A 20,429-nucleotide genomic window follows, 5' to 3' on the forward strand; every position below is an offset into this window, starting at 1 on the left:
TGGGTGGTCGCAACCTCACTCTGCCAAAGCGCCGGTTGCTATCCACCTCCCCATGGGATCTGAACAACAGGGCCGAGAATTCGCATCAACCGACACGGTGACGGGAGCGGATCATGAAGCGATTCAAATCGTCGCGACAGGCGCAGCGATTTTTATCCATTCACGACCAAAGCGCCAATCTTTTCCGCTTGCCATATCCGGAACAGCAAACCAGTGGCACGGTCCGCCGTGCTCATCACGCGGCGGCTATCGCCACGTGGCGCGCGATTTCCGGCATGCGCCAAGCTGCATGAACAACCAAGAAAACCAAACGGCTTTTTGCCGACCTCACTCCGTCAACCTGATAGTGCCGCCGTCACAATGGTGCAGCGTCTATCTATCCGCGTGAATCCGAGCAATGTTGTAGCGGGGCGGCAGAGTCCGCCGCAAACGACCCGGCTTTGCAACGGGCGCGCTGTTGAAAATTACAAAGTTTGTGAACGACGGCGTTCTGGGCGGATGGGATTCCGAAACGCCGTCGCACGCGCTTTACTGAATCATGCGCGCGGTTGAACCGGTCGCACCGGTGATGTTGGCCGTGTCGGGCGAAATCAGCGCGGGCCCCCCGGCCAGCCCGACGACCACAAAGGCGACAAAGCCGGCGATATAGAGCAGTATTTTCCCGATCGAGCCGCTGTGAACGTTGACAGCCATTTGTTCCTCCCTTTGGTCGAACTTTCAACATGCTTGCTTGCGCCTCAGCTGAGAGCGACGGCCGTGTCCGCGTCGGCCTCGGGCGCGGCCAGCCATCGCTCGTCAACAAGGCAACAGGGGTAAGCAGTCTTATTGACCGCTTCAGGTTGCGGGAAGCAAGCGCCAAGCAAAAGGACCACAGAAGAGTAAACGCATGGGAATTTTATTTGGCATCATTAAATATATACTGTCTGGCTCCAAGACGATTTCAGATCGTTAAACTGCTGCCTCCTTCGCCCGGGGCGACCGATAGGTAGAGAATAGCCGACATCATCCGTTATCAGGCGATTGAATGTCACCGGGGGAGTAACTTGTTCGAGCTGGTGGTCGCGACCGCGATCACCAGCTCGGTTTCCAGTGGCTCAACGAACCATGCCGGGTCGTCGCCAGCTAGCCAAACGTCGACGACATCGAAATTTGAGCAGGCTGATGAAGATTTCCCCTTGTGATCTACCCCGAGAATTCCGTGCCACTGAGGCGTCGCGTCCAGTCTTCGATTTTGCCGCTGTGCACACGCTGCCGTGCCAGCTCGCGCCAATTTTGTGCAAGCTCGGGTATTGCGGCCATGCTCGCAAGCCCGTTTCGGTCATGCGTGTCGCAATAGAGCAAAAGGTAGAGGCGCTCGATGCTCCACTCCGGGCGCGGCCGGTCGACGACCCGCAGAAAATCTCCCGGCTCTGCCATGCCGGCTTCGAGCACGCGATAATACCATCCAGAGCGTCGACTCGATTGCACGCGTAGCGCCATGTCGGGTTGAGCGAAACGGCGATTGAGTTTCCAGCACGGCTGGCGGCCCTGGCTGACCTGCAGCAGCGCTCTCCCGAAGCGAACGACGTCGCCTACGCAGACGTTGGTTTCGGTCCATTCTGTAGTGGATAGATTCTCACCGAAGGCGCCCGGCGTCCGCAGTAAGGGATTGTCGCCGATCTCGTCGGCCCAGTCGGCGTAATGCTCGAACGCATATTGATGGAGCGCCTTCTCTGGGCCGCCGTGATGATTGGTGTCCGCCTGTGCGTCACCCGCAAGGCCCAAAGCGCCGATGCGCCAAGGCGGGAGCGCGGGCCGTTTGGCGATGGCGCTCAATCGACCATCGTCGCCGAGCGGCTCGATAAGCCCGGAGAGCACAGTAGGGCGTGTCGCGGGCGGCGTCATGATGGCGGCGCCGATTTGTCGGCCGACGATCCCAGTATGGCGCCCAGCGTCATATCGTTTTCTCGGCCGAACCCGTGACGGCGAATCTGTCCGTCGCGTCCGGTGACGATCGTGTTGGCGTGCCGCACATCTCTTATCGCCATGGTGACGGGGATGGGTCCGCCTTGGCCCCGCTGGTCGATGCCGATCCGAAAGGTCACCGGATATTCTTGAATGAAGGCTGCAAGCGAAACGAGCGACATCGCCGCGTGATCCTCGAACACCGTATGCAGGCCGATGGCCGCGAGATCCCTATCGCGAAATAGATCGTAAGCGCGCCGCGACTGGGGCATCCCAAGTGTGATGCAGCCTGGACAAAGCATCTGGGATGCGCGCCGCATCACCGCGCAGCCCCGAAGGTCGGTGACCGAAATTGGCGTCGTGCTGTTGCGCCAGCGCTCAACCGAAAGTTCTGGCGCGATGCGAGCGTCATAGTTGTCGATATTCCGAGCTGGATTGTATTCAAATTGATCTCGTTTGCGCCGAGCAAACGGTTTTGGAGCGGGCTAGAAACTGGCCCGCCCCGCGCGCGCGGCTACACACGCTATTTCAGGGCCGACAACTCAGCCCCGAAATTGATGTGGTAGGGTTGACCCTCGATGACGAAGGCGGGAACGGACTTCACCCCGGCCGCCTCGGCTTCGGCGATGCGATTCTTGGCCTGGCCAAGATGCACGATCTCGATGTCATATTTCTTGGGGTCGAGACTGTCGACGAAGCGCCGCTCGGCGTCGACGCAGACCGGACAGCCGGCATGGTAGAAAACGGCCTTGTGTGACATGATCTAACTCCTTCTCTTTCGGGGGATGGAGATCAAAGGGCGGTTCGCTGGTTGCCGCCGGCGAGCCGCCCGCTCTTCTGGCGCGGACCAAGCGCGTCAGAAATTCGAGCCCTCTCTCACGGAGGCGCTGGTCGAGGCGCGAGGCCCTCAGCGTAGCGGCTCCAAGCGGCTTCTTGCTGCTCGGTGGGCAGCGCTTCGTGCTCGGAACAATCGAGGCGGAGACCGTCCGCGCCGAGCGGCGCGTCCACATAGGCGCAATGATGTGGCGCCCTCGCGCCCGGATGGGCGTGGGGCTGGAAATAGCGGCAGGTGACGCACAGCCGCTGCGGCTCGATCGCCCCCGCGATTTGCAGATTGCGAATCAGCTTCACGAGCAGGCGCAGAAATTCTTCCTGTTCGCCCCTGGTCAACGCGGCGAGCGCACGATCAGTCGCCGTCGTCCGGGCGCCGATCTTGCCGGCGAGAACACGGCCCACCTCGGTCGCAACGACGCCAACGGCGCGGCCGTCGCGGGGATCGGGGTGGCGCGAGACCAATCCTTTTTTTTCAAGCGAGATAATGGAGTCGGTCGCCGTCGGCTGGCTCACCCCCAGATGCCGTGCAATCGCGCTGATGCGCTCAGGCTTGTTCTTGTTCCCCTGAATGAGCGCGAGAATTTGCGCTTGGGTGGGATTAAGCGGCGTCTTCTCCAGCGCGCCCCAGCGCTCAGACCGCAGCACCGTGGCGACACGTTCCAGCCCATCGCGCAGGCGACGGCTCAGGGACGGAATTTCAGCGGGCTTGGTCATGTGAACATCATATAGGAATCCTATGTAAATTCAAGCGCTCTTTTCCCAGACGGAGACATCGCAGAATCCTCCCAAACTCGTGCGACAAGGCGCTGATGGAGGTTCGCAGGTATGTTGGCGAGGGTCGCGCAGATGTTAAGGCATCGAAAAAACAGTGATAAGCCGGATTACTGCGTTAAAGACAGTTTGCGCAACAGGGCAGCCGGCGATGATGAGGCATGAAATTCTCTCGCCGGAGGCCCGTGCCGCGCTGTTCGATCCAACCAACGATCCGGCAGCTAACGTCCGGCGCCGTGCGCGCGCCGGAAAAGCGACCGATGGAGCGCGTGCTCAGTCTGCAGATCGGCGGCGATTTCGTGCGCAGCTTGTCCGGCGTCAGTTCGCTCGGCTATTTTGCGCTGGTATGCCTTGAGTTTGGAGAAGGCCTTCTCGATTGGGTTCATATCGGGGCTGTAGGGCGGCAGATAGCGCAACTCGGCTCCGGCGGCCCTGATCGGCTCTTCGACCCGTGGCCCCTTGTGGGCGGGCAGATTGTCCATGATGACAATGTCGCCTTTCGAGAGCGTGGGAACGAGACAGTTTTCCACCCATTCTTCGAAGAGGGCGGCATTGATCGGACGATCGTAGACTTTCGACGCTACGAGGCCACGAAGGCTCAACCCTGCGACCAGCGTGACCGCCTTGTAGTGGCCGTGCGGCACTGCGGCGCGCAGCCGTCGTCCGCGCCGGCAACGTCCGGCTTTTCGGGCCAGATTGGTCGAGGCGCCGGTCTCATCGACGAAGACAAGTCTCGCAGGGTCGAGATCGGGCTGTCTCTCGAACCATTCGAGGCGGCGCTTCAGCACGTCCGGACGTTGCTGCTCGGCGGCGTGCGCGCTCTTTTTCGAACGTGACCCCGTGCCGATCGAAGAAGCGCCACAACACCGAGCTCGAAAAATGCTCGCCGCAATTCTTGATCAGACGCTCCTGGATCTCAAGGAGGGTAATGTCCGGCGTGCGCCGGATCAGTCCCATGAGGTAATCGTGATGGACTTCGATCCGCCCAGAGCGGCGATCGCCGCCGCAAGGCGGGGGCGAGACGTCCCCCGTCGTCTCGAATTGCTTGACCCAGCGCACCGCGCTGGCGATGCTGACTTTGAAAAGCTCTGCCGCCGCGTTGCGCGACAACCCGTCCACAACCACCGCCTCCACCAAGCGTTTGCGAAGATCGTTGGAAAGCGCCCTTCCGGCCGCCTCCTTCCCGCGGCAGGAATTATGAATCAGACTTCACCCGATTCGTGAATCGTAAACCGATTCAGATCGATCGGAGCCCGCTCTAAAGCGGATTCGTCTTAACCCGGCTCGTATCCAACAGCGTCGATAAAGTTTGCGCATTCATTTGGGGCGATCAATCTCGCGGAACGACCCCCAGTTTTTTTACCGCTCCCCACGGTCATGAATCTGATACCTGGCCCGTGCGGCCGCTCAATAAGATCTCGATCTCGACGATCCTACCGCGCTCCTGTGCGGCCTCGACGAGATCCGTGAGTTCTTCGACGTTGTCGAAAGGATAGTTAATCCCAATCGGGCCATTATCCGATTTGTAGGTCACCTTCGCCAGCCACCGGGTGTCGTTCAAAACAACGTGCTGGGTGTTGCGGTGCGCCATCGGGTCAAGCCTCCGCTGTGTTGCCAGCACTCCTTCAGCCCAATGAGGCCAACTGAACTGATTCTCGCGGCTGAAGTGAGGCACACGTCAGGGATAGTTTCATCACACCGGCGCAATCGACGCCCTTTGACCAAATTACGACAATTGCGACATGCCTTCTCAAGAGATCGAGATCGCGCCATCGCCAAGAATTCGTATCACTGTGGCATGCGCTGGATAAGGCAGTCCCTGCACAGCGCGGAGGCAGGCCATGCGGTCCGGGGCCTGTGATTTCGGCGAAACTCTTTAGGGATTGGCAAACTTAAGAAGAAACGCTCACCCCAGCGCGCGTTCGACCTTGTTTGGGTAGTTTGGCCGAAGCTTTTTGGGCAACTTGCGTTTTCTTTTTCGGCGCGCTCTTTCTCACCGCGTTGTTGTCTGGCTTCGACCGTTTATTTGCCGCGTCTCCAGCAGAGATGCAGGGCGTCGCAAATTCAAGATCGCAGGTTTCACTCGACACGCGCCCAGGAGAACTAGTCGCCGCGTTTTGAGGGGAGGCATCAGTCGTCGAAAGTTCGGGATCGCAACACTCCTTCGACAAAGTTGCTTTACCACCACTGTCCGCCGCCCCTTCTTGGGTGGATACAGCGGGTTCCGCAAATTCGAATTGGAAAGGTTCATTCAATTCTGCTCCCCCGTGAGAGCAATTCGTCAACTCTCCAGCAGGGGCGGTCATCGCAGGTTCGAGGTCATCGGACCCACTCGATGAATTGTAATCAAGCGTGTCGGACGTGTTGATCGGGGTGCGGTGTGCGGGTTTCGGTTGCGAGCTTTGGAAGAGCATAATGACAGCCTCGACGACGCGTTGCGCGCTGGTCCTAAAAAAGGGCCAATGTTCCCGAACATGCTCATGAGCTTGCTCTCTGTTGTGCGGCGCCAAGCGCCGATTTTTTGGGTCAGATGTGCAATATGCCACCGTCGGTTCACGACAGCTTGCGCGTCGTCACGAATCGATTCGACATTGCAGTGGCACAGCAAGGCGAATTTCGGGCCGTGCACCTTTGCTCCTGCCGCGGCGATATCGGGTTCGACGTCCGCTCGGGCGATTTGTCGCTTGCACCGGCGTGACGCCTCGCCGTCTCACTCCGGCCTTCATCATCGGCGCCGCGCGGCCGTAACCGAGCGATTTCGCGCGCGTGACCTGGATGCGCGTTAACCTCGGCTCCGGGCGATTTCGGAACAACCGGCAGCGTTGAAGTCGGAAGCGGGTGCCGCCAACCTTCACGAGAGCCTGCCATTGCGACGATCCGAATTCGTCGCATCTTCTTATCGCTCTCCCTTATGGACGCCTCGCCTCCGGTTGCATGGCGTTTCGTCCTACGGCCGCAGTCGCCGCCCAAAACCCTGCGTCCGCGACGATTTTCCCCTTGGCGCTACGCGCCAATTCCTCGCGCGCCAAAATCGCCGCAGCCTTCGGGTCCTCCGCTCTGCTTCGGCCTCGCGCCTTTTCGGCGCTTCGGTTCGGGTGTCGCCTTCGCGGCCATCACGGACAGCCATCGCAACCGGGGCAGCCGCCCCAACGATGGAGAGCAAGATGAAGACTTTCGCGGAATTCCAGATCCTCGGCCGCATCGGCAAGGTTCGTGAAGTCGGGCAGACGACGCGTGTTTCGATCTGCGCCAACTACGCCTTCAAAGATCGCAATGGCGAGACGAGGGACCGGCCGTACTGGAACGAAGTTACGATCTGGAGCGACAGCGCCCGCAAATATGTCGGCGACTATGCGAAGCCCGGCGATCTCGTGGTGGCGCGCGGCACGCTGAAGCAGGGCAGCTTCGAGAAGGACGGTGAGAAGATCTACACCGTCGACCTCAACTGCGACGACTTCTCGATCCTCGCCTCCGCCAAGACGGACAAGTCCGACGTGGAGATCGAGGCGGCGCCCGAGACCGAGAAGAGGACCGCCAAGCGCAAGTGACGCGAAGAGCGGGGCGGCCGCGCGCCGCCCCAGCTCTTGAGCTTGGTTCGAATTTCGACGTGGCCGTCGGATCGCTGGCGTCTTTTCTTGTTTCGCATGGAGCACCATCAAGGCAGAAAAACATGGCGTCCCATGCCTCACGCATTGGTCGTCGCTTTCCATTTCGAGCGTGGTAATGGAAGCGCGCCTGTCGTCGGCGCGCCGCTTAAGGCCGTTACCACTGTTGTGTGGTATGCAGCATGGTTCGGGCAGATCGAGAACTCGGGAGCAACACTGTGGTTCGAACCACACCTTCCTCCTGGCGTCAGCGTGGCGCATCATTTCCACCGTCGTGAAGCAGCGAAATCAATCCGTGGTTTGAACCACGCCCCAAAGGATCATTCGTAAAAGTTGTCGCGCGGCGCGTGAACGCCAGCGCCGATCGTTATCTCAGAATTAGTGGTCCCCCCACGCTTCCTCACCCTGTCTGTTGTGACAGGGCGACTCGAATCGCGGGTCGCGTCATTGGTTGCACCAAGTCGGCGCCGTGGTTCGAACCACGGTTCCGGCCGACGCCCTAGCGACGTTCCATTCTGAAGACGACCACCCGCATGAAGACGATTGTGATCAATAACCAGAAGGGCGGCGTCGGCAAGACGACGCTCGCGGTGCATCTCGCTTGGTATTTGGCGGAAGTTGGTCGCCGCGTCCTGATCCTCGACCTAGACGCTCAAGCGAACGCGACCGACACTCTCACTCGCCATGCGGGGAACGCCACCGCCGCCGAGCTGTTCAAACCGTCGGCGCGGATTGCTCCCGGCGGCATCGACGGGCTCATCCTTGCTCCAGCCGATACCTCCTTGACCGACGTCGATCGCGGTGACGCGGCTGCAATCCTGAAGCTGCGAGAAAATCTCGCGGCGGCGAGCGGGAATTTCGACGCCTGCGTCATCGATACGCCACCGTCTCTCGGGCTGCGCAGCGTAGCGGCGCTCGTCGCCGCCTCGCATGTGCTCTCGCCTATCTATCTCGAAGACTACTCAGTGAAGGGCGTGAAAGGATTGCTACAAACCTTCCTTGGCGTCCAAAAACGGTACGGACGATCCGATGCGACCTTTCTGGGACTGTTACCGTCGCTCTTTAACACCAAGTCGCCGCGTCAGCGCGCCCATCTCGAGCAGCTGCTACGCGACGCCGGCAAATACGTCTTTCCCGGTCACATCGTAGCGCGCGACGGTTACGCCGAGGCGGTCACCGAACGCGCGCCGGTGTGGTCGTTGAAACGGCGTTCGGCGCAGGAAGCTGGTCGCGAGATCCGGGCCGTGTTGGCCAACATCGTCGAACGCGTCGGCTGAGGGAGGATCGAATGGCTTTGGACCTCAGCTTTAAAGAACTTGCCGATGTCGCGGCGCGGAACGGGGACATGAATGGCCGTCCTCTGCTCATTCCGCTATCCCAGATCGACGAAGATCACGACCAGCCGAGGCGACTCTTCAGCGAAGAAGAGCTCACCCAGCTGGCGGACTCCATTCGACTAGTAGGAATACTGCAGCCCATCGTCGTCCGACCTAGCGAGGTCTCGGGTCGTTACTCCATCATCATGGGAGCGCGGCGGTATCGCGCGGCGCAACTCGCCGGCCTCGACGCGGCGCCGGCTTTTGTCCAGGAGGGCGGCTCGCCGGACCGCTACGCGCAGATCATCGAAAACATTCAGCGTGACGATCTTGCCGCCGCCGAGATCGCTGACTTCATCCTGGGACGGCTCGAAGCAGGGGAGAAGCAGGCCGATATCGCCCGCAAGCTCGGCAAGCCGAGGGACTGGGTCTCGCGCTTCGCCGCGATTCCAAAAATGCCGCCTTTTCTTCAGGCGAAGATCCATACTTCTTCCATTCGAGCCGTCTATGAGCTTTACCAGGGGTGGCGCGGGTGCCCTGAGGCGATTGAAAAGGCGTGCGCTGGTCACGAGAGCTTTACCGATGCGCACGCGCGGCGGATCGCGCACGAGCTGCGGGATCCGACGTTCACGTCCGCTCTGAGCGCCTCCGACGATATTCCGAGCTCCGCTCCAGCCATCGAGCGCTCAAGACCGAATATTCCGCCGTCTGCTCAGAACGAGCGCCACCAAATGTCTGCACGTGCGCGCAGTCCGCGCGAACAACGCAGGAGCAAAACCGCCGTTTCGATCTTGGTACGCTACGGCGATCGCACGGGTCGCTTGCTCACTGATGAACCTGCGAACAAAGGGACCCGATTCGCGTCCGTTCGCTTTTTCGAAACCGGTCAGACAGAGGAAGTTCCGGTTTCCGAGCTGCGCATCGAAGAGATTGCGCCATGTTAATGTCCGCAATCTCGGTTCGGCACGTTTTGCCTTTCACTTGCCCAATAGCTCATGAGAAACGATCTTTTCGTAGGAGGAATTGCGAAGCGTTTTTAGTGCAGGATAGGCTTTGCGCCAGCGATGTACTACATCGCGATAGGGTCGGCCGCCGATGGCGCTGATCTCGCTTCGCATCCCTGATGACGTGGCGGCGCGCTTCTCGGCTCTCGCGGTTGCCGAGGGTGGCAAATCCGCGCTGATGCGGCGGCTCATCGCTGATGCGCTCGACGTGCGTTCGCCTTGCACGGCGCCGCTGCCGATCGGCAGGCCTGAGAAGGTCACCTTGCGCTTTCGCGAAAGCGAAATGCGCCAGCTTGCGGTAATCGCGCAGCGGCGCCGAATGACACGCACGGGCTGGATCGTCGCCCTCGTGCGTGCGCGATTAGGCTCGCCCGTGCAGACTTGTCCCCACGAACGCGAAGCGCTGCGCGCGATCGTGCGTGAGCTCAATCGGATCGGCGCCAACATCAACCAAATCGCGCGCGCGGCGAACGCCGGCGTTCAACAGGGCAGGGCGATCGAAACTGGTCTGTCCGAAATCCGCGAAGCGAAAGCTGTTGTCGAAAGCGCACTCACTGAGTTACAGCGAGTATTTGATGACAACGCCGATTATTGGCAGACGCGCCGATGAGCCGGCGTCGCTCGCCGCGCGAGGCGGACCTGTTCGCGGAACTGCCCCCGATCTCTTATGTCTGGCAAACGCCCATTCGGCGTCCGCGGCTGACGGAATGGGATATTCCTGATGTCGCGCGATCCGGACGGCTGACCCCGGCGATGCGCGCCAAGTTGGAGCGCATCGTCAAGCGAGCGCCGGAGGTGATGGTGAAGATCACCGGCCGCACGAAGAGTGTTGAGCATCTCAAGTCGCATCTCGAATACATTACTCGCAACGGCGAGCTCGCCGGCGAGACGGAGCAGGGCGCGCTGTTGGTGGGGCGCGTAGGGTTGAATGATTTGCAAAGTCGATGGGCGGACGACGCCGCTCTCGATGATCGGCGCCGCCGTGACGGTTCGCTTTCGGTAAACATTATCCTGTCGATGCCAGCAGGCACCGACGCGGCCGCCGTGAAGGATTCCGCCCGGGCGTTCGCCCTCGAAACATTCGGACACAACCATGACTATGTCTTCGTCCAGCATCTCGAGGACAAGCACCCGCACGTCCATTTGACGGCTCGTTCGCTCGGCCACGACGGGAAGCGCCTCAATCCCCGCAAGGCGGATCTGCAAGTCTGGCGCGAGCGGTTCGCCGCGGAGCTGAGGCTGCGGGGGATCGCGGCGGAGGCGACGCCGCGGCGCACACGGGGAAGAGTGCGAAAAGCGGACCGCGGGATCATGCTGGCTCTCCGCAAACGCGAGATCACGCCTTATGTCGATCGGCGTGCTCGAGAAGAGGTCCTCTGGGAGGCGCAGAACGGAAAGAGCGGCGAGCGCCCTTGGGAGAGAAAAACTCAGTCGCGGCAGGAGAAGATCCGGCGAACCTATCTCAATTACGCCGCAGAACTGGAGCGCTCGGCTTCATCCACAGACCACGCGCTTGCGCGGGAAATCCGTGAATTCGTACGCGACATGCCGACGATCGAAACGAGATGGCAATTGCTTAAGAAGGAACTGGCCGAGTTCGCCGAGAGCCGCCGGCGGGATGCGGTGCGCGATACGGACTCTCCTCGGCCTTCCGAGTCCGAGAAGGACGAGCGCAGGAAATAGCAGTTTTTCCCGCGGCGCACCTCCAAGGTTGCGAACAAAATAAGCAACAATACAAGATGGGCTCCGCAAAGCCGTTCGCTTGGCCGCCGCCTTCCCGACGCGAAAAACGCTCTCCTGCGCCCACCGGCGTTACGCTGGCCAGAGAGAGCGCAACGCCTTTGGCGTCACCGCCTTCACGTCTTCAAGCTCGGACGCGGGCAGACGTTCCGCCAACTGAGCCAGCACGGCCCGGGCGACCTGCTCGGCGTCAATGCCCGGGTCATGATGCACGCCCTCGCGAATGCGCTCCAGGACGGCGTCGCGGCTCTTGAAAAAGCTGTATTTTGGCAGGCGCCAGCCCTCATAATATCGGCCGCGCAGCATAATCGGCAGATAGTCGCCTACCCCAGTGTGCGCGCTTTACGATAGGCGGCTTCGCCATCGCGAACGAGACCAGTTTCGGTCGGCGATCCGCTCGATCCGCCATAGCCACGATAAGAAACGGCGAGAAGCCCATATCCGCTCGCCACGAAGATGCGGAACCGTGGAACGCGGTCGGCCAGGGACCCGCCATTGCCATGGAAATACAGGATGAGCGGACGTCCTTCCCTTGGCGGGACATGCCAAGCGACGATTGTCTCGCCATCATCCGTCGCAAGGCGCAATTCTTCGACGCCGTTCATGCCGGCGTCGGCCGGATGGATCAGCCGTCGATCGGGGAAATATGTTAAGCGGCGTTGAAACGCGGCCGCGCCAAGGACCACGAGGGCATAGATCGCCACGAGAAGGGCTAGCTGCAATTTCAAGCGACATTCCCCTTATGACCCATTGGCGCGACTAGCTTCTGGTCGAAAGGCGACGTGCTCAATCGGCTCGCCTTCTTTGACGCTGTCGACGGCACCGATCAGTCTCTTGAGCGCCGACTCATAGACCTGCGGCGTGATGCCAAGTCAATGAGGCGGGACCAATCGATCAGCGCGGCGACAGCCATTCCTTGAGTTTGGTCCATCGTCGCTTGCGTCCATGGGTCCGAACCGCGATCGCCAAGGCCTTGCGCTGCCCGACAATGACGACAAGGCGCTTGCCGCGAGTAACCGCGGTATAGAGGAGATTTCTGGCGAGCATCGCATAGTGCTGGGTGGCGATGGCGATTACGACTGCGGGATATTCTGATCCCTGCGATTTATGGATCGTCGTCGCATAGGCGGGAACGAGCGCGTCGAGTTCGCCAAACGGATATTCGACCTCGCGATTGTCAAACTCTGCGACGAGGACGCCATCGGCCTGGTCGATGCGGCGGACTCGACCGAGGTCGCCGTTGAACACCTCGCGGTCGTAGTCGTTCTCGATCTGCATCACCTTGTCGCCCGGGGCGAAGCTGCTGCCAAAACGCTCGATCTTCTCGGCCATGTTCGGATTGAGGGCGTTCTGCAGATCGCTGTTGAGCGCCCGCGCACCGAGGACGCCGCGTTGCATCGGGCAGAGCACTTGCACGTCGCGAATGGGATCAAGGCCGAAGCGGCGCGGAATTCGGTCGCGAACAATATCGACGATCTTGGCCGCGCCTTGTTCCGGCTCTTTCGCCTCAATAAAAAAGAAATCCGTTTCTTCGCCCGGCTTCGGCCATTCGGGCATTTCGCCACGATTAATGCGATGGGCGTTTCTGACGATCCGGCTTTGGGCCGCCTGCCGGAACACTTCCGTCAACCGCGCGACGGGAACGACGCCTGAGTCGATGATGTCGCCGAGAACTTGACCCGGACCGACCGAGGGAAGCTGGTCGACGTCGCCAACGAGCAGCAAACCGGCCTTTGCCGGAACCGCTTTCAACAGCGCGAACATGAGCGAGGCGTCGACCATGCTTATCTCGTCAATGACGAGGAGATCGCAATCGAGCGGATTGTCAGTATCGCGGCGGAAGCCCCCGGTTCTTGGATCGGTTTCGAGCAGGCGGTGAATGGTCTTGGCCTCGATCCCCGTCTGCTCGCTCATGCGCTTGGCGGCGCGGCCGGTGGGGGCCGCGAGCAGTATTCGCGTTCCTTTGGCCGCGAGAATGCGCAGGATGGCGTCGAGCAGTGTGGTTTTACCAACGCCAGGGCCGCCGGTGACCACGGCCGCCTTGGATTTGAGAACCATCCCGATCGCGGCGCGCTGAGACGCGGCGAAAGTCTTGCCGGTGCGCGTCTCGACCCACGGAATGGCCTTGTCGGCATCGATCGTCGGCCAGGGCGGCGAGCCGCCTGTCAGGGAACGCAGCCGATCAGCGACGCCGCGTTCGGCCAGATACAAGCCCCGCAAGAACACGCAGGGCTTATCTTCGATCGTATTCGCCACCACGTCGCCGCCGGCGAGCTCATCCGTGAGGGCGGACCGGATGGCTCCCTCGTCGACTTCGAGCAGCGCCGTCGCCAGCTTGATCAGCTCCTCGATGGGGAGTCCGCAGTGACCTTCGTCTGTCGCCTCCTGCAAAGCGTAAGAAATTCCCGCCCGCACCCGTTGCGGGGCCTCCCGCGTCATGCCGAGCTTCATGGCGATGGCGTCGGCGGTCCGAAATCCGATGCCGCGAATGTCGCGCGCCAGCCGATACGGGTTCTCGGTCATGACCTGAATGGCGTCGTGGCCATAAGTCTTAAAGATGCGCACCGCTCGGGACGTGCCGACGCCGTGCGAGTGCAAAAAGACCATGATGTCGCGCACGGCTTTTTGCTCGGCCCAGCCGGCGACAATCTTCCCTGCCCGGAATTCGCCGATTCCGGCAACTTCGCGTATGCGCTCCGGCTCCGCCTCGATGATCTCGAAGGTCTTCTCGCCAAAAGCCGCGACGATCCGTTTGGCGAGCACAGGGCCGATTCCGCGCACCATGCCGGAACCAAGATATTTTTCGATTCCCTCCGCTGTCGTTGGCGGCGTGGTCTTGAGAAAGTCCGCTTTGAACTGGAGGCCGTGGGCGCGGTCCGTGATCCAAACCCCAACGGCATGGATGAATTCGCCCGCCGAGATCGAAGCGACATGGCCGATGACAGGGACAAGGTCGCGCTTGCTGCGTGCCTTCACCTTCAGCACGGCGAAGCCATTGTCTTCATTGTGGAAGGTGACCCGCTCGACAGAGCCGACGAGCGTCTCTCTTGGCGGCGTCGCGTCAAAAGACGGGGGCAAGCTAGGTGAACCGTTAACGAGGCAGCGGGAGGGCATCCTAGATCGGAAAGGGGAAGGACCGCGACCGTGAGCCTTGGGGATCGTATTTACCGCCTCTACTTCCGCCCGGAGCGCAGAGTTTCGGGGATGCCGCCTGAGGGATGCAAATCGTGACGCTGAGCCCCCCACACCGCGGGCCAGCCCGCAAGCCGTGGGTCAGGGTAGCTCGCCGTTTTCTTTGGCGCTGCTTCCGATGTCGCTCCCATTAGGTTTCGCGGCGCTGACACCAGGGATGTAGCCCAACTTCTCATCCAATGCGGCGAGGACCCGGAAAGCCGAATCGAGCGTCGCGGTCGCTTCGCTCAGGGCGGTGCGGATTTCACTCAGTCTGGAAATGGCTTCCTGGTCCGCTGCCACGACCTCAGGCTTCACGCGCGCAGCCTCGCCCTTGGCCTTCGTGATTTCCAAGCGATTGAGCCGCTTGGAAACTTCCTGACGCGCGGCCGCCTCCTCCTGTTCCAGCGCCTCGGCCCTGGCATATGCCTCGCGATAGCGCTCCAGCGCCTCGATGGCTTTCTTCTCGAGATCAGCCTTCTCGCCCATGCTCTCATCCCAGGCCAATGGTTCGATGATTAGAGTAGTTCGGCTGAAGAAACTTTTAACGGATTCAAAACGCGCATCTGTTTGTGTCGAATATCCCAAAATGGGATAATTCCAAAACCGGATTATCGGACGGGCTCGCTTTCTTCGAGCCCCGTCCGCATCGATGTCCAAAACGCTTCGATCGCCTCGCCAGCGCCAGCTGTTGGCTTTGCTGGTTCAGGCGCGACAGGAGCGCGGGCTAACCCAGGCGCAGGTTGCGGCAAGACTCCGAAAACCGCAATCGTTTATCGCGAAAGTGGAAGGCGGGGAACGGCGGCTCGACGTCATCGAATTCATCGATCTCGCTTCCGCCTTGCGGGTCCGCCCCGCCGAGCTGATCGAACGCTTGCAGCCGGCGCGTGGGGCGAAGCGCGTTTCTCTAAAGTCGCAAGAATAAGATCATCGGGCGTGGCGCGCATCAGCGTTCCCGCTGACGGGTCCTTTCCCGGACCTCTTCAGGGTTCCGACGAGCCTCGCCCCTGTCGGTTCGCGACCCGTTGTGTTCCGGCACTCGCTCCTTGACGATCGCCCGTTCGAAGGAGCGCCCCTGTTCGAGGTGCTGAGCGATGCGCTCTCTCGCCGCATCAAGGATTTTTTCACGCGCTTGCGGGTCGCGCGGGAAAGCGCGTTCGAGAGCTTTTTCGATGATCGCGAGCTGCGATTGCGCGGCGACGAGGTCGGCGTCTCGCGCCGCCGCCTTGCGGTCGGCGGCGCGGAATTTGTCCGCCCGCGCCCGCCAACGGCCCTGCGCAACCGGCCGCCGATCGGCGCTCCCCTTGCCAGGGGAGGCGTCGATCGCTGTGACGTTGTTCGGGGCTCGGTCGGCGCCGTTCCTGCGCCTCTCGAATCGATCGCCGGGCTTCGCCTTGCTCAAGTTCGAACGGTTCCACAATTCCTGTGGGCGGCGATTTGCGCGCTCCCGCGCCTCGCGCCTGCTTGCCAACGCCTGTCGGTCGATGTCGGTCGGCTCATAGCCCTTGACTTCCATTCCACGCGCGCTTGCCTCTAACCAGGCCTCGCGCCGGAATTCCGCCGAGCCGCGAAGATGGATGGCCTGCCAGTTTCGGTGTCCCGCGACTGCGATCATGTCGTGGACGACTTGCGCGGAGGCGAGCCGCGTCGTGAGCCGGTCTTCCGTGGCCTTGAAGGCGAGATATTCGCCGCGCTCGTCGGCATAGACGCGCGCTTCGAGAGCCGCTCCTTCTTTCGCCCGCTGATCGGCGACGACGTAATATTTGCGACGGACGCGATCCGGGAAACCATAATCGTGCGCCGCTGTCGGCGCTGACTTTTCGGGAGGCGGCGCGTCGTTAACAGCTTCGAGGATGGGATCGCGCTTTTCAGAGTCGCGCGCCGCCCGCGGCTCGTCGTTTTTGCGATCGTCGCCAGCTTCAGCGACGCGTTCGATTGCAAAATCGCCTTGTGTGTCAGCCGCGTCGCTCATGTCGCTCCCCTCTCGACGCGCGGTTCGACCGTCGCGCCGGCTCGATCGCTTGACTGTCGATATAGTTTAACGTCCAGGCCTTCATTTCCTCCTCAGATAGCCCTTCGAGATCGACGTCGACGTCCCCGAAGTCGAAAGTGGCGTCAGCGGGAATCGTCGACGGATCGGCGATTTCCTCATCGCTCAGCGGCCGCGTCTGGAAGACGGCGCGCAGCTCCGCGACTTCGGAGCGAAGCTCTCTGATTTCAGCGTCGAGCAGGGCGGTCGAGCGGCCTTTGGGCAGTTCGTGGACCGGCGCCGGCAGCACGCGTTCGAGAAAGGCCTTGTCTTTGTAGTATACGATCTTGTCGGCGACGATCGGCGGAACGCCGGCCATCAACAGAATCGCCTTCGTTTTCGGCAGCAGTTTCAATTCCTGGGGCAGCATTAAAGCGCGGCGCTGCTCGGAAACGGTTTCGCTCGTCGCTCGCCTCGCCAATCCCCTTGGTCCGCTCCGACTCGAGACTTTCACGGTGTCATAGCCGATGCGCTCCGAGAGTTCGTTCGCGATGTCCTGTTCCTTTGGCGCGAACACTACCTCGATGGCGTGGTTCGTCATGATGTTCTTGGCGAGATCCGGCCCGTAGATTGCGCGCAGTTGCGCCGGGCTCTGGATAACTGTGAGCAGACGCACGTTGAACCCAGCGAGAAAGGCCACGGATTTTGCGAGCACATTGACGTTGCCAAGCGCGGCGAACTCGTCCAAGAGCAACAGCAGTTTGCGGCTGAGCTTTTGGTTCTGCTCCGGCAATTCGCGGGTGTGGAGATCGATCGTCTGCTGGAAGAACAGATTGAGGAGCGGGCTCAAGCGGTCGAGATTATCGGGCGTCACCCCGAGATAGATCGACATCGGTCGCTGCCGCAAAAGCCGTAGGTCGAAATCGTTCTCCGCCGTCGCCGCGTCGATGCGGGGATTGAGCCAGAGGCCCAAACGCGCCGTCACCGTCTTGCGCACCGAGTTCAAGGTGTTCTCGGATGCGGCCAAAAAATCGTTGAGCGCGGTCACGCAATGGCGCGAGAGGGGCGACGGGCCGGATTTGCGCGCCGCGATGATCTTGTCGAAATGCTTCTTCAGATCGTGGGTAGAAGAGAGCTGGCGTAGGATTTCGCCAATAGTGAAGGGTAGCCCGGGCGTTTCAGCGACATAGCCGCCGATCGCTACGAAAGCTGAGCGGGCGGCTTCGAACCAGAAGGGATCGCCGCGGCTCTCGGAAGGAAACAGCATGACGGCGATGCGTTGCAGATCATCATAGAGATCCGCCGGCTCGCTGCGCACATAAGAGAGAGGATTGTAGCGGGCGGTGCGGCCGCTCTCATCGAGGGGATCGAAGAGATGGACTTCCTGCCCATGCGCGGCGCGAAAGCTCGCCGATTTATCCCAATTCTCCTTTTTTACGTCGAGAACGACGACCGAATCCGACCAGTTGAGGAGATTGGGAATGACGTAGCCGACGCCCTTGCCGGTGCGGGTCGGAGCGTAGACGAGAACATGCTCCGAGCCCCCGAAGCAGAGGAGAGAGCCGTCCTTGCGTCCGAGCAACAGGCCCTGCCGCGCACGCAAGCCCGCCTCGGCGATCTCGCGCGCGCTGGCGAATTTTGCTTTCCCGTGCAAGGGCAGAGGACGGGACCGGAAAATTGCGCCGAGCGCGCCGAAGGAGACGACGAGGCCGGCGAGAGTCGAAAGCGTCAGCCAGCGATCGAGGCGCTTGTCGGCGCCATAATGCGCCCAGCTGCTGACGATCGCTATAAGATGGAAACCGCCGTCGTGGGCGCGAAGCCCGAGCAGGAGCACGTTCGAGGCGACGAAGAGGAAGAGCGCCAAAGCGCCGACGACGAGCGCCGCAAAAAACGCCGCCCTAACGGGCGTGCTCGCGTTTGCGAAGGGGATCATAATAGATTTCCGTGATGCGGTAACGGCCATCGCGCTTTTGCATTTGCACGACAACGTCGACGAGCAGGAGAAGCAGCGAGCGAATGTCGTCGCGATGGAGGTCGCGGCCTTCCGCGCTCTCTTTCACGAGGAGGGTCAATTGCTCGAAGGCGAGACGGGCACTGTCCGCGTGCACCGTGGTGATCGATCCCGGATGTCCGGAATTCACGTTGCGCAGATAGAAGAAGGCCGTGCCGTCGCGCAGCTCCTGCAACAGAATGCGATCGGGGCGCATGCGTAGACATGACTCCAGGAGTTCGCGCGGGCCGACCTTGGCGAGGCCCTGCCCGTCTTTGGAATAGAGTAGCCGCACGCAATTCGGGTGCGGAATGACGAGCTCGGCGGCGTCTTCGATGGCGATCAGCCGTTCGTCCTCGGGGATCGCCGCGATCAGCGCTTTGGAGAGCGTCGTCTTGCCGGAGCCCGTCGCCCCGGAAATGAGGATATTGCGGCGGGTCAGCACCGCGAGCTCCAGGAATTCTCGCCATTTGCCCGCTTCCTTCAAGGCGAGCAGGCGGTGCTCGTCGGCGGAAAGCTCCTCGCTTGCTGCGCGCACGTCGTCGAAGAGCTTCGCCTCTTCGAGGTTATCAAGAGTCATGGTCAGGGCCGCGGGCTTGCGGATGGTCAGGCTTACCTTGCCGGCGGGGACAGCGGGCGGGACGACGATCTGACAGCGCTCGTCGCCAATGAGGGTGGTGGAGACGATCGGGCGTTCGGCGCTGACATCCTGTTTGGTGAAGCCGGCCGCGGCGGTCGCGAGATGCAGAAGGTGCTCTTGCGTCAGCGCCGACGCCTCGCGCCGCGCCCAGCCGCTAGGGCCTTCGATGAAGACTTCGCCCGGGCGATTGACGACAATCTCCGTCAGGCTATCGTCTCCAAGATAGGGCGCCAACGGTTCGAGATAGCGCTCGAGGACGAGACGCGCGCCGCCGCGATCGCCGGTTCCGGCGGATTTCACGGCTTGGTCACCATGACATGATCCGCGAGGGGCGCCGGAGGAGGATTGAATATCCGGGCACGCGACTCGATGCGACGAAGCCGATAGACGGAGGAGAAATCCAGGTCGCGCGCGACGAACACATTGACGAGTTCGCCTTGGTTTTTGTTCAGCGTCGGCGGAATGTCGATCGAGTGCTGGACGGCGACGGCCGCGGCGGTATTGGCGGCGCCAGGCGCGTTGACGATCTGAATGTCGCTCGTTTGTAGCTGCTGGCGACCGATTGCAGCCGCGTCGCCGACGATCGACAACAGAAGCGCGCCGCCGAAACGCTGCCAGAAATGCGTATCGATCTCGCCGTCGAATCCGGCGCGGCCGAGCGCGTCGGTTGCGGGCGAGGCAAGCGCGACGATGACGCCCGTAGGGGTTTTTGCCCGCGTCCACAGCACAAACAGGCGGTGCGAGCCGCGCCGGACATTGGCGCGATATTCGCCGACGATCTGCGTCCCCTTTTCCATCAATACGACATTGCCCGAATCCGACATCACGTCGCGTGAGACGACACAGGAGACGAAGCCGGGAACGTCCGACGACATGGCGGTTTCGAGAACGCAAGGAATGGCGGTCCCCTGCGCGACGAGAAGATTGCGGTTGGGAAGCCGCGAGGCGCGCACGCCCTCGAGCGGGGTCGGCTGCAATTTGTCCAAAAGCTCGTTTTGCGGCGGCGGCAGCTCCCCGATCCCGTTAGGGTAAGACCCGAACTCGTTTGTAAGCGGATTGTGAGTCGCCCGCGCCTGGAGCGGCCGGTTGTAAGCCAGCACCGGCGCGCGCCGCGCGCTTTCCATCAACTGATCGGCCGGCGAGGGCGTCAGCGCCGCAGGGGAGGGGCGCGGAATGGCGCCCGTGACATCCACCACCTTCGGCGCCGGCGGCTCCCGCGCCGGTTCGAAGGCGGCCGCCTGACGGATCAGGAGTTTATTAGGCGCGAGGTCATTTGCTTTCTTTTCGCCCTTCCATGTTCCCCAGATGATCAGCGCCGTGAAGGCGGTCAGCGCCACAGCCCCCAGGCCACGCTGGAGCGTCGCTCGCTGTCTAGCTTCATTCGAGCCCGCCACCGGAGTAATGCCGCGTTCACCGGGGAGCGCGTCGGTCTGAGCTTGAGTCAT

The 20,429-nt window shown here is 61.5% G+C and carries 22 protein-coding genes and 2 pseudogenes; 7 read left to right on the forward strand and 17 right to left on the reverse strand.

What is annotated here, in order from left to right; all coding sequences use genetic code 11:
- Nucleotides 1–293: pseudogene (locus AB7I51_RS12815) on the forward strand (hypothetical protein); the annotation flags it as partial.
- 235 nt (nt 294–528) lie between these two features.
- Here the strand turns inward: AB7I51_RS12815 and AB7I51_RS12820 are convergent.
- The 9 genes and pseudogenes from AB7I51_RS12820 to AB7I51_RS12860 all read right to left on the reverse strand — a co-directional run bounded on the left by AB7I51_RS12820 (nt 529) and on the right by AB7I51_RS12860 (nt 5,804).
- Nucleotides 529–693, reverse strand: coding sequence for a hypothetical protein (locus AB7I51_RS12820; protein ID WP_428404066.1), 165 nt, complete (start codon nt 691–693; stop codon nt 529–531).
- A 489-nt stretch (nt 694–1,182) separates the two neighbouring features.
- Nucleotides 1,183–1,884, reverse strand: a complete 702-nt coding sequence (locus AB7I51_RS12825) for an MOSC domain-containing protein (protein WP_428404067.1) — start codon at nt 1,882–1,884, stop codon at nt 1,183–1,185.
- Nucleotides 1,881–2,216, reverse strand: a complete 336-nt coding sequence (locus AB7I51_RS12830) for a TlpA family protein disulfide reductase (protein WP_428404068.1) — start codon at nt 2,214–2,216, stop codon at nt 1,881–1,883. The genes AB7I51_RS12825 and AB7I51_RS12830 overlap by 4 nt, the downstream gene beginning before the upstream one ends.
- Nucleotides 2,217–2,467: 251 nt before the next feature.
- Nucleotides 2,468–2,704 carry a thioredoxin gene (locus AB7I51_RS12835; RefSeq protein ID WP_428404069.1) on the reverse strand — a complete coding sequence of 79 codons (237 nt, stop codon included), beginning with the start codon at nt 2,702–2,704 and terminating at the stop codon, nt 2,468–2,470.
- Between the two features lie 116 nt (nt 2,705–2,820).
- A complete protein-coding gene (locus tag AB7I51_RS12840; RefSeq protein WP_428404070.1) occupies nt 2,821–3,492 on the reverse strand; it encodes a MarR family winged helix-turn-helix transcriptional regulator in 672 nt (223 codons plus the stop codon).
- 278 nt (nt 3,493–3,770) lie between these two features.
- Nucleotides 3,771–4,442: an IS630 family transposase gene (locus AB7I51_RS12845; protein ID WP_428404104.1), complete on the reverse strand. Its 672-nt coding sequence runs from the start codon at nt 4,440–4,442 to the stop codon at nt 3,771–3,773.
- Nucleotides 4,443–4,452: 10 nt separating this feature from the next.
- Nucleotides 4,453–4,755 (reverse strand): annotated as a pseudogene (locus AB7I51_RS12850) (hypothetical protein); the annotation flags it as partial.
- 169 nt (nt 4,756–4,924) lie between these two features.
- Nucleotides 4,925–5,140 carry a hypothetical protein gene (locus tag AB7I51_RS12855; RefSeq protein ID WP_428404071.1) on the reverse strand — a complete coding sequence of 72 codons (216 nt, stop codon included), beginning with the start codon at nt 5,138–5,140 and terminating at the stop codon, nt 4,925–4,927.
- Between the two features lie 301 nt (nt 5,141–5,441).
- Nucleotides 5,442–5,804 carry a hypothetical protein gene (locus AB7I51_RS12860; protein WP_428404072.1) on the reverse strand — a complete coding sequence of 121 codons (363 nt, stop codon included), beginning with the start codon at nt 5,802–5,804 and terminating at the stop codon, nt 5,442–5,444.
- 909 nt (nt 5,805–6,713) lie between these two features.
- Here AB7I51_RS12860 and AB7I51_RS12865 point away from each other — a divergent pair.
- The 5 genes from AB7I51_RS12865 (at nt 6,714) to AB7I51_RS12885 (ending at nt 11,157) form a co-directional block, all read left to right on the forward strand.
- Nucleotides 6,714–7,097, forward strand: a complete 384-nt coding sequence (locus AB7I51_RS12865; RefSeq protein WP_428404073.1) for a single-stranded DNA-binding protein — start codon at nt 6,714–6,716, stop codon at nt 7,095–7,097.
- Nucleotides 7,098–7,687: 590 nt separating this feature from the next.
- Nucleotides 7,688–8,431, forward strand: coding sequence for a ParA family protein (locus tag AB7I51_RS12870; protein WP_428404074.1), 744 nt, complete (start codon nt 7,688–7,690; stop codon nt 8,429–8,431).
- 11 nt (nt 8,432–8,442) lie between these two features.
- Nucleotides 8,443–9,414 carry a ParB/RepB/Spo0J family partition protein gene (locus AB7I51_RS12875; protein WP_428404075.1) on the forward strand — a complete coding sequence of 324 codons (972 nt, stop codon included), beginning with the start codon at nt 8,443–8,445 and terminating at the stop codon, nt 9,412–9,414.
- A gap of 151 nt (nt 9,415–9,565) precedes the next feature.
- Nucleotides 9,566–10,084 (forward strand): plasmid mobilization relaxosome protein MobC, encoded by a 519-nt coding sequence (gene mobC / locus AB7I51_RS12880; protein WP_428404076.1) that lies wholly within the window; start codon nt 9,566–9,568, stop codon nt 10,082–10,084.
- A 143-nt stretch (nt 10,085–10,227) separates the two neighbouring features.
- Entirely contained in the window at nt 10,228–11,157 is a 930-nt protein-coding gene (locus AB7I51_RS12885; protein WP_428404077.1) for a relaxase/mobilization nuclease domain-containing protein, read from the forward strand.
- A gap of 129 nt (nt 11,158–11,286) precedes the next feature.
- Here the strand turns inward: AB7I51_RS12885 and AB7I51_RS12890 are convergent, their stop codons facing one another.
- The 4 genes from AB7I51_RS12890 to AB7I51_RS12905 form a co-directional block, all read right to left on the reverse strand.
- Nucleotides 11,287–11,529: a DUF2267 domain-containing protein gene (locus tag AB7I51_RS12890; protein WP_428404105.1), complete on the reverse strand. Its 243-nt coding sequence runs from the start codon at nt 11,527–11,529 to the stop codon at nt 11,287–11,289.
- A gap of 8 nt (nt 11,530–11,537) precedes the next feature.
- The gene (locus tag AB7I51_RS12895; protein WP_428404078.1) at nt 11,538–11,942 is read right to left on the reverse strand and encodes an alpha/beta hydrolase; all 405 of its coding nucleotides are present in this window, start codon (nt 11,940–11,942) and stop codon (nt 11,538–11,540) included.
- A gap of 166 nt (nt 11,943–12,108) precedes the next feature.
- A complete protein-coding gene (recD2, locus tag AB7I51_RS12900) occupies nt 12,109–14,328 on the reverse strand; it encodes an SF1B family DNA helicase RecD2 (protein WP_428404079.1) in 2,220 nt (739 codons plus the stop codon).
- Nucleotides 14,329–14,487: 159 nt separating this feature from the next.
- Complete coding sequence (locus AB7I51_RS12905) at nt 14,488–14,874, reverse strand: hypothetical protein (RefSeq protein WP_428404080.1); 387 nt, start codon at nt 14,872–14,874, stop codon at nt 14,488–14,490.
- Between the two features lie 163 nt (nt 14,875–15,037).
- Between AB7I51_RS12905 and AB7I51_RS12910 the strand changes: the two genes are divergently transcribed.
- Entirely contained in the window at nt 15,038–15,310 is a 273-nt protein-coding gene (locus AB7I51_RS12910) for a helix-turn-helix domain-containing protein (RefSeq protein WP_428404081.1), read from the forward strand.
- A 21-nt stretch (nt 15,311–15,331) separates the two neighbouring features.
- On the opposite strand, the gene AB7I51_RS12915 is transcribed toward AB7I51_RS12910, so the two are convergent.
- Genes AB7I51_RS12915 through virB10 form a run of 4 tightly spaced genes read right to left on the reverse strand, consistent with a single transcriptional unit; the run spans nt 15,332 to nt 20,429 of the window.
- Entirely contained in the window at nt 15,332–16,357 is a 1,026-nt protein-coding gene (locus AB7I51_RS12915; protein ID WP_428404082.1) for an LPD7 domain-containing protein, read from the reverse strand.
- On the reverse strand, nt 16,341–18,287 hold the full coding sequence (locus AB7I51_RS12920; RefSeq protein ID WP_428404083.1) for a type IV secretory system conjugative DNA transfer family protein: 1,947 nt from the start codon (nt 18,285–18,287) through the stop codon (nt 16,341–16,343). Before AB7I51_RS12920 ends, AB7I51_RS12915 begins: the two co-directional genes overlap by 17 nt.
- Nucleotides 18,253–19,284, reverse strand: coding sequence for a P-type DNA transfer ATPase VirB11 (gene virB11 / locus AB7I51_RS12925; protein WP_428404084.1), 1,032 nt, complete (start codon nt 19,282–19,284; stop codon nt 18,253–18,255). Before virB11 ends, AB7I51_RS12920 begins: the two co-directional genes overlap by 35 nt.
- On the reverse strand, nt 19,281–20,429 hold the full coding sequence (gene virB10, locus AB7I51_RS12930) for a type IV secretion system protein VirB10 (protein ID WP_428404085.1): 1,149 nt from the start codon (nt 20,427–20,429) through the stop codon (nt 19,281–19,283). The genes virB11 and virB10 overlap by 4 nt, the downstream gene beginning before the upstream one ends.

The organism is Methylocystis sp. (assembly GCF_050246715.1).
Taxonomy (GTDB): domain Bacteria; phylum Pseudomonadota; class Alphaproteobacteria; order Rhizobiales; family Beijerinckiaceae; genus Methylocystis.

Excerpts from the sequence above, each read along its gene's own strand:
- AB7I51_RS12820 (WP_428404066.1), bottom strand. The coding sequence starts at position 693 with ATGGCTGTCAACGTTCACAGCGGCTCGATCGGGAAAATACTGCTCTAT.
- AB7I51_RS12825 (WP_428404067.1), bottom strand. The coding sequence starts at position 1,884 with ATGACGCCGCCCGCGACACGCCCTACTGTGCTCTCCGGGCTTATCGAG.
- AB7I51_RS12830 (WP_428404068.1), bottom strand. The coding sequence starts at position 2,216 with ATGCCCCAGTCGCGGCGCGCTTACGATCTATTTCGCGATAGGGATCTC.
- AB7I51_RS12835 (WP_428404069.1), bottom strand. The coding sequence starts at position 2,704 with ATGTCACACAAGGCCGTTTTCTACCATGCCGGCTGTCCGGTCTGCGTC.
- AB7I51_RS12840 (WP_428404070.1), bottom strand. The coding sequence starts at position 3,492 with ATGACCAAGCCCGCTGAAATTCCGTCCCTGAGCCGTCGCCTGCGCGAT.
- AB7I51_RS12855 (WP_428404071.1), bottom strand. The coding sequence starts at position 5,140 with ATGGCGCACCGCAACACCCAGCACGTTGTTTTGAACGACACCCGGTGG.
- AB7I51_RS12865 (WP_428404073.1), top strand. The coding sequence starts at position 6,714 with ATGAAGACTTTCGCGGAATTCCAGATCCTCGGCCGCATCGGCAAGGTT.
- AB7I51_RS12870 (WP_428404074.1), top strand. The coding sequence starts at position 7,688 with ATGAAGACGATTGTGATCAATAACCAGAAGGGCGGCGTCGGCAAGACG.
- AB7I51_RS12875 (WP_428404075.1), top strand. The coding sequence starts at position 8,443 with ATGGCTTTGGACCTCAGCTTTAAAGAACTTGCCGATGTCGCGGCGCGG.
- mobC (WP_428404076.1), top strand. The coding sequence starts at position 9,566 with ATGGCGCTGATCTCGCTTCGCATCCCTGATGACGTGGCGGCGCGCTTC.
- AB7I51_RS12885 (WP_428404077.1), top strand. The coding sequence starts at position 10,228 with ATGCGCGCCAAGTTGGAGCGCATCGTCAAGCGAGCGCCGGAGGTGATG.
- recD2 (WP_428404079.1), bottom strand. The coding sequence starts at position 14,328 with ATGCCCTCCCGCTGCCTCGTTAACGGTTCACCTAGCTTGCCCCCGTCT.
- AB7I51_RS12905 (WP_428404080.1), bottom strand. The coding sequence starts at position 14,874 with ATGGGCGAGAAGGCTGATCTCGAGAAGAAAGCCATCGAGGCGCTGGAG.
- AB7I51_RS12910 (WP_428404081.1), top strand. The coding sequence starts at position 15,038 with ATGTCCAAAACGCTTCGATCGCCTCGCCAGCGCCAGCTGTTGGCTTTG.
- AB7I51_RS12915 (WP_428404082.1), bottom strand. The coding sequence starts at position 16,357 with ATGAGCGACGCGGCTGACACACAAGGCGATTTTGCAATCGAACGCGTC.
- AB7I51_RS12920 (WP_428404083.1), bottom strand. The coding sequence starts at position 18,287 with ATGATCCCCTTCGCAAACGCGAGCACGCCCGTTAGGGCGGCGTTTTTT.
- virB10 (WP_428404085.1), bottom strand. The coding sequence starts at position 20,429 with ATGACTCAAGCTCAGACCGACGCGCTCCCCGGTGAACGCGGCATTACT.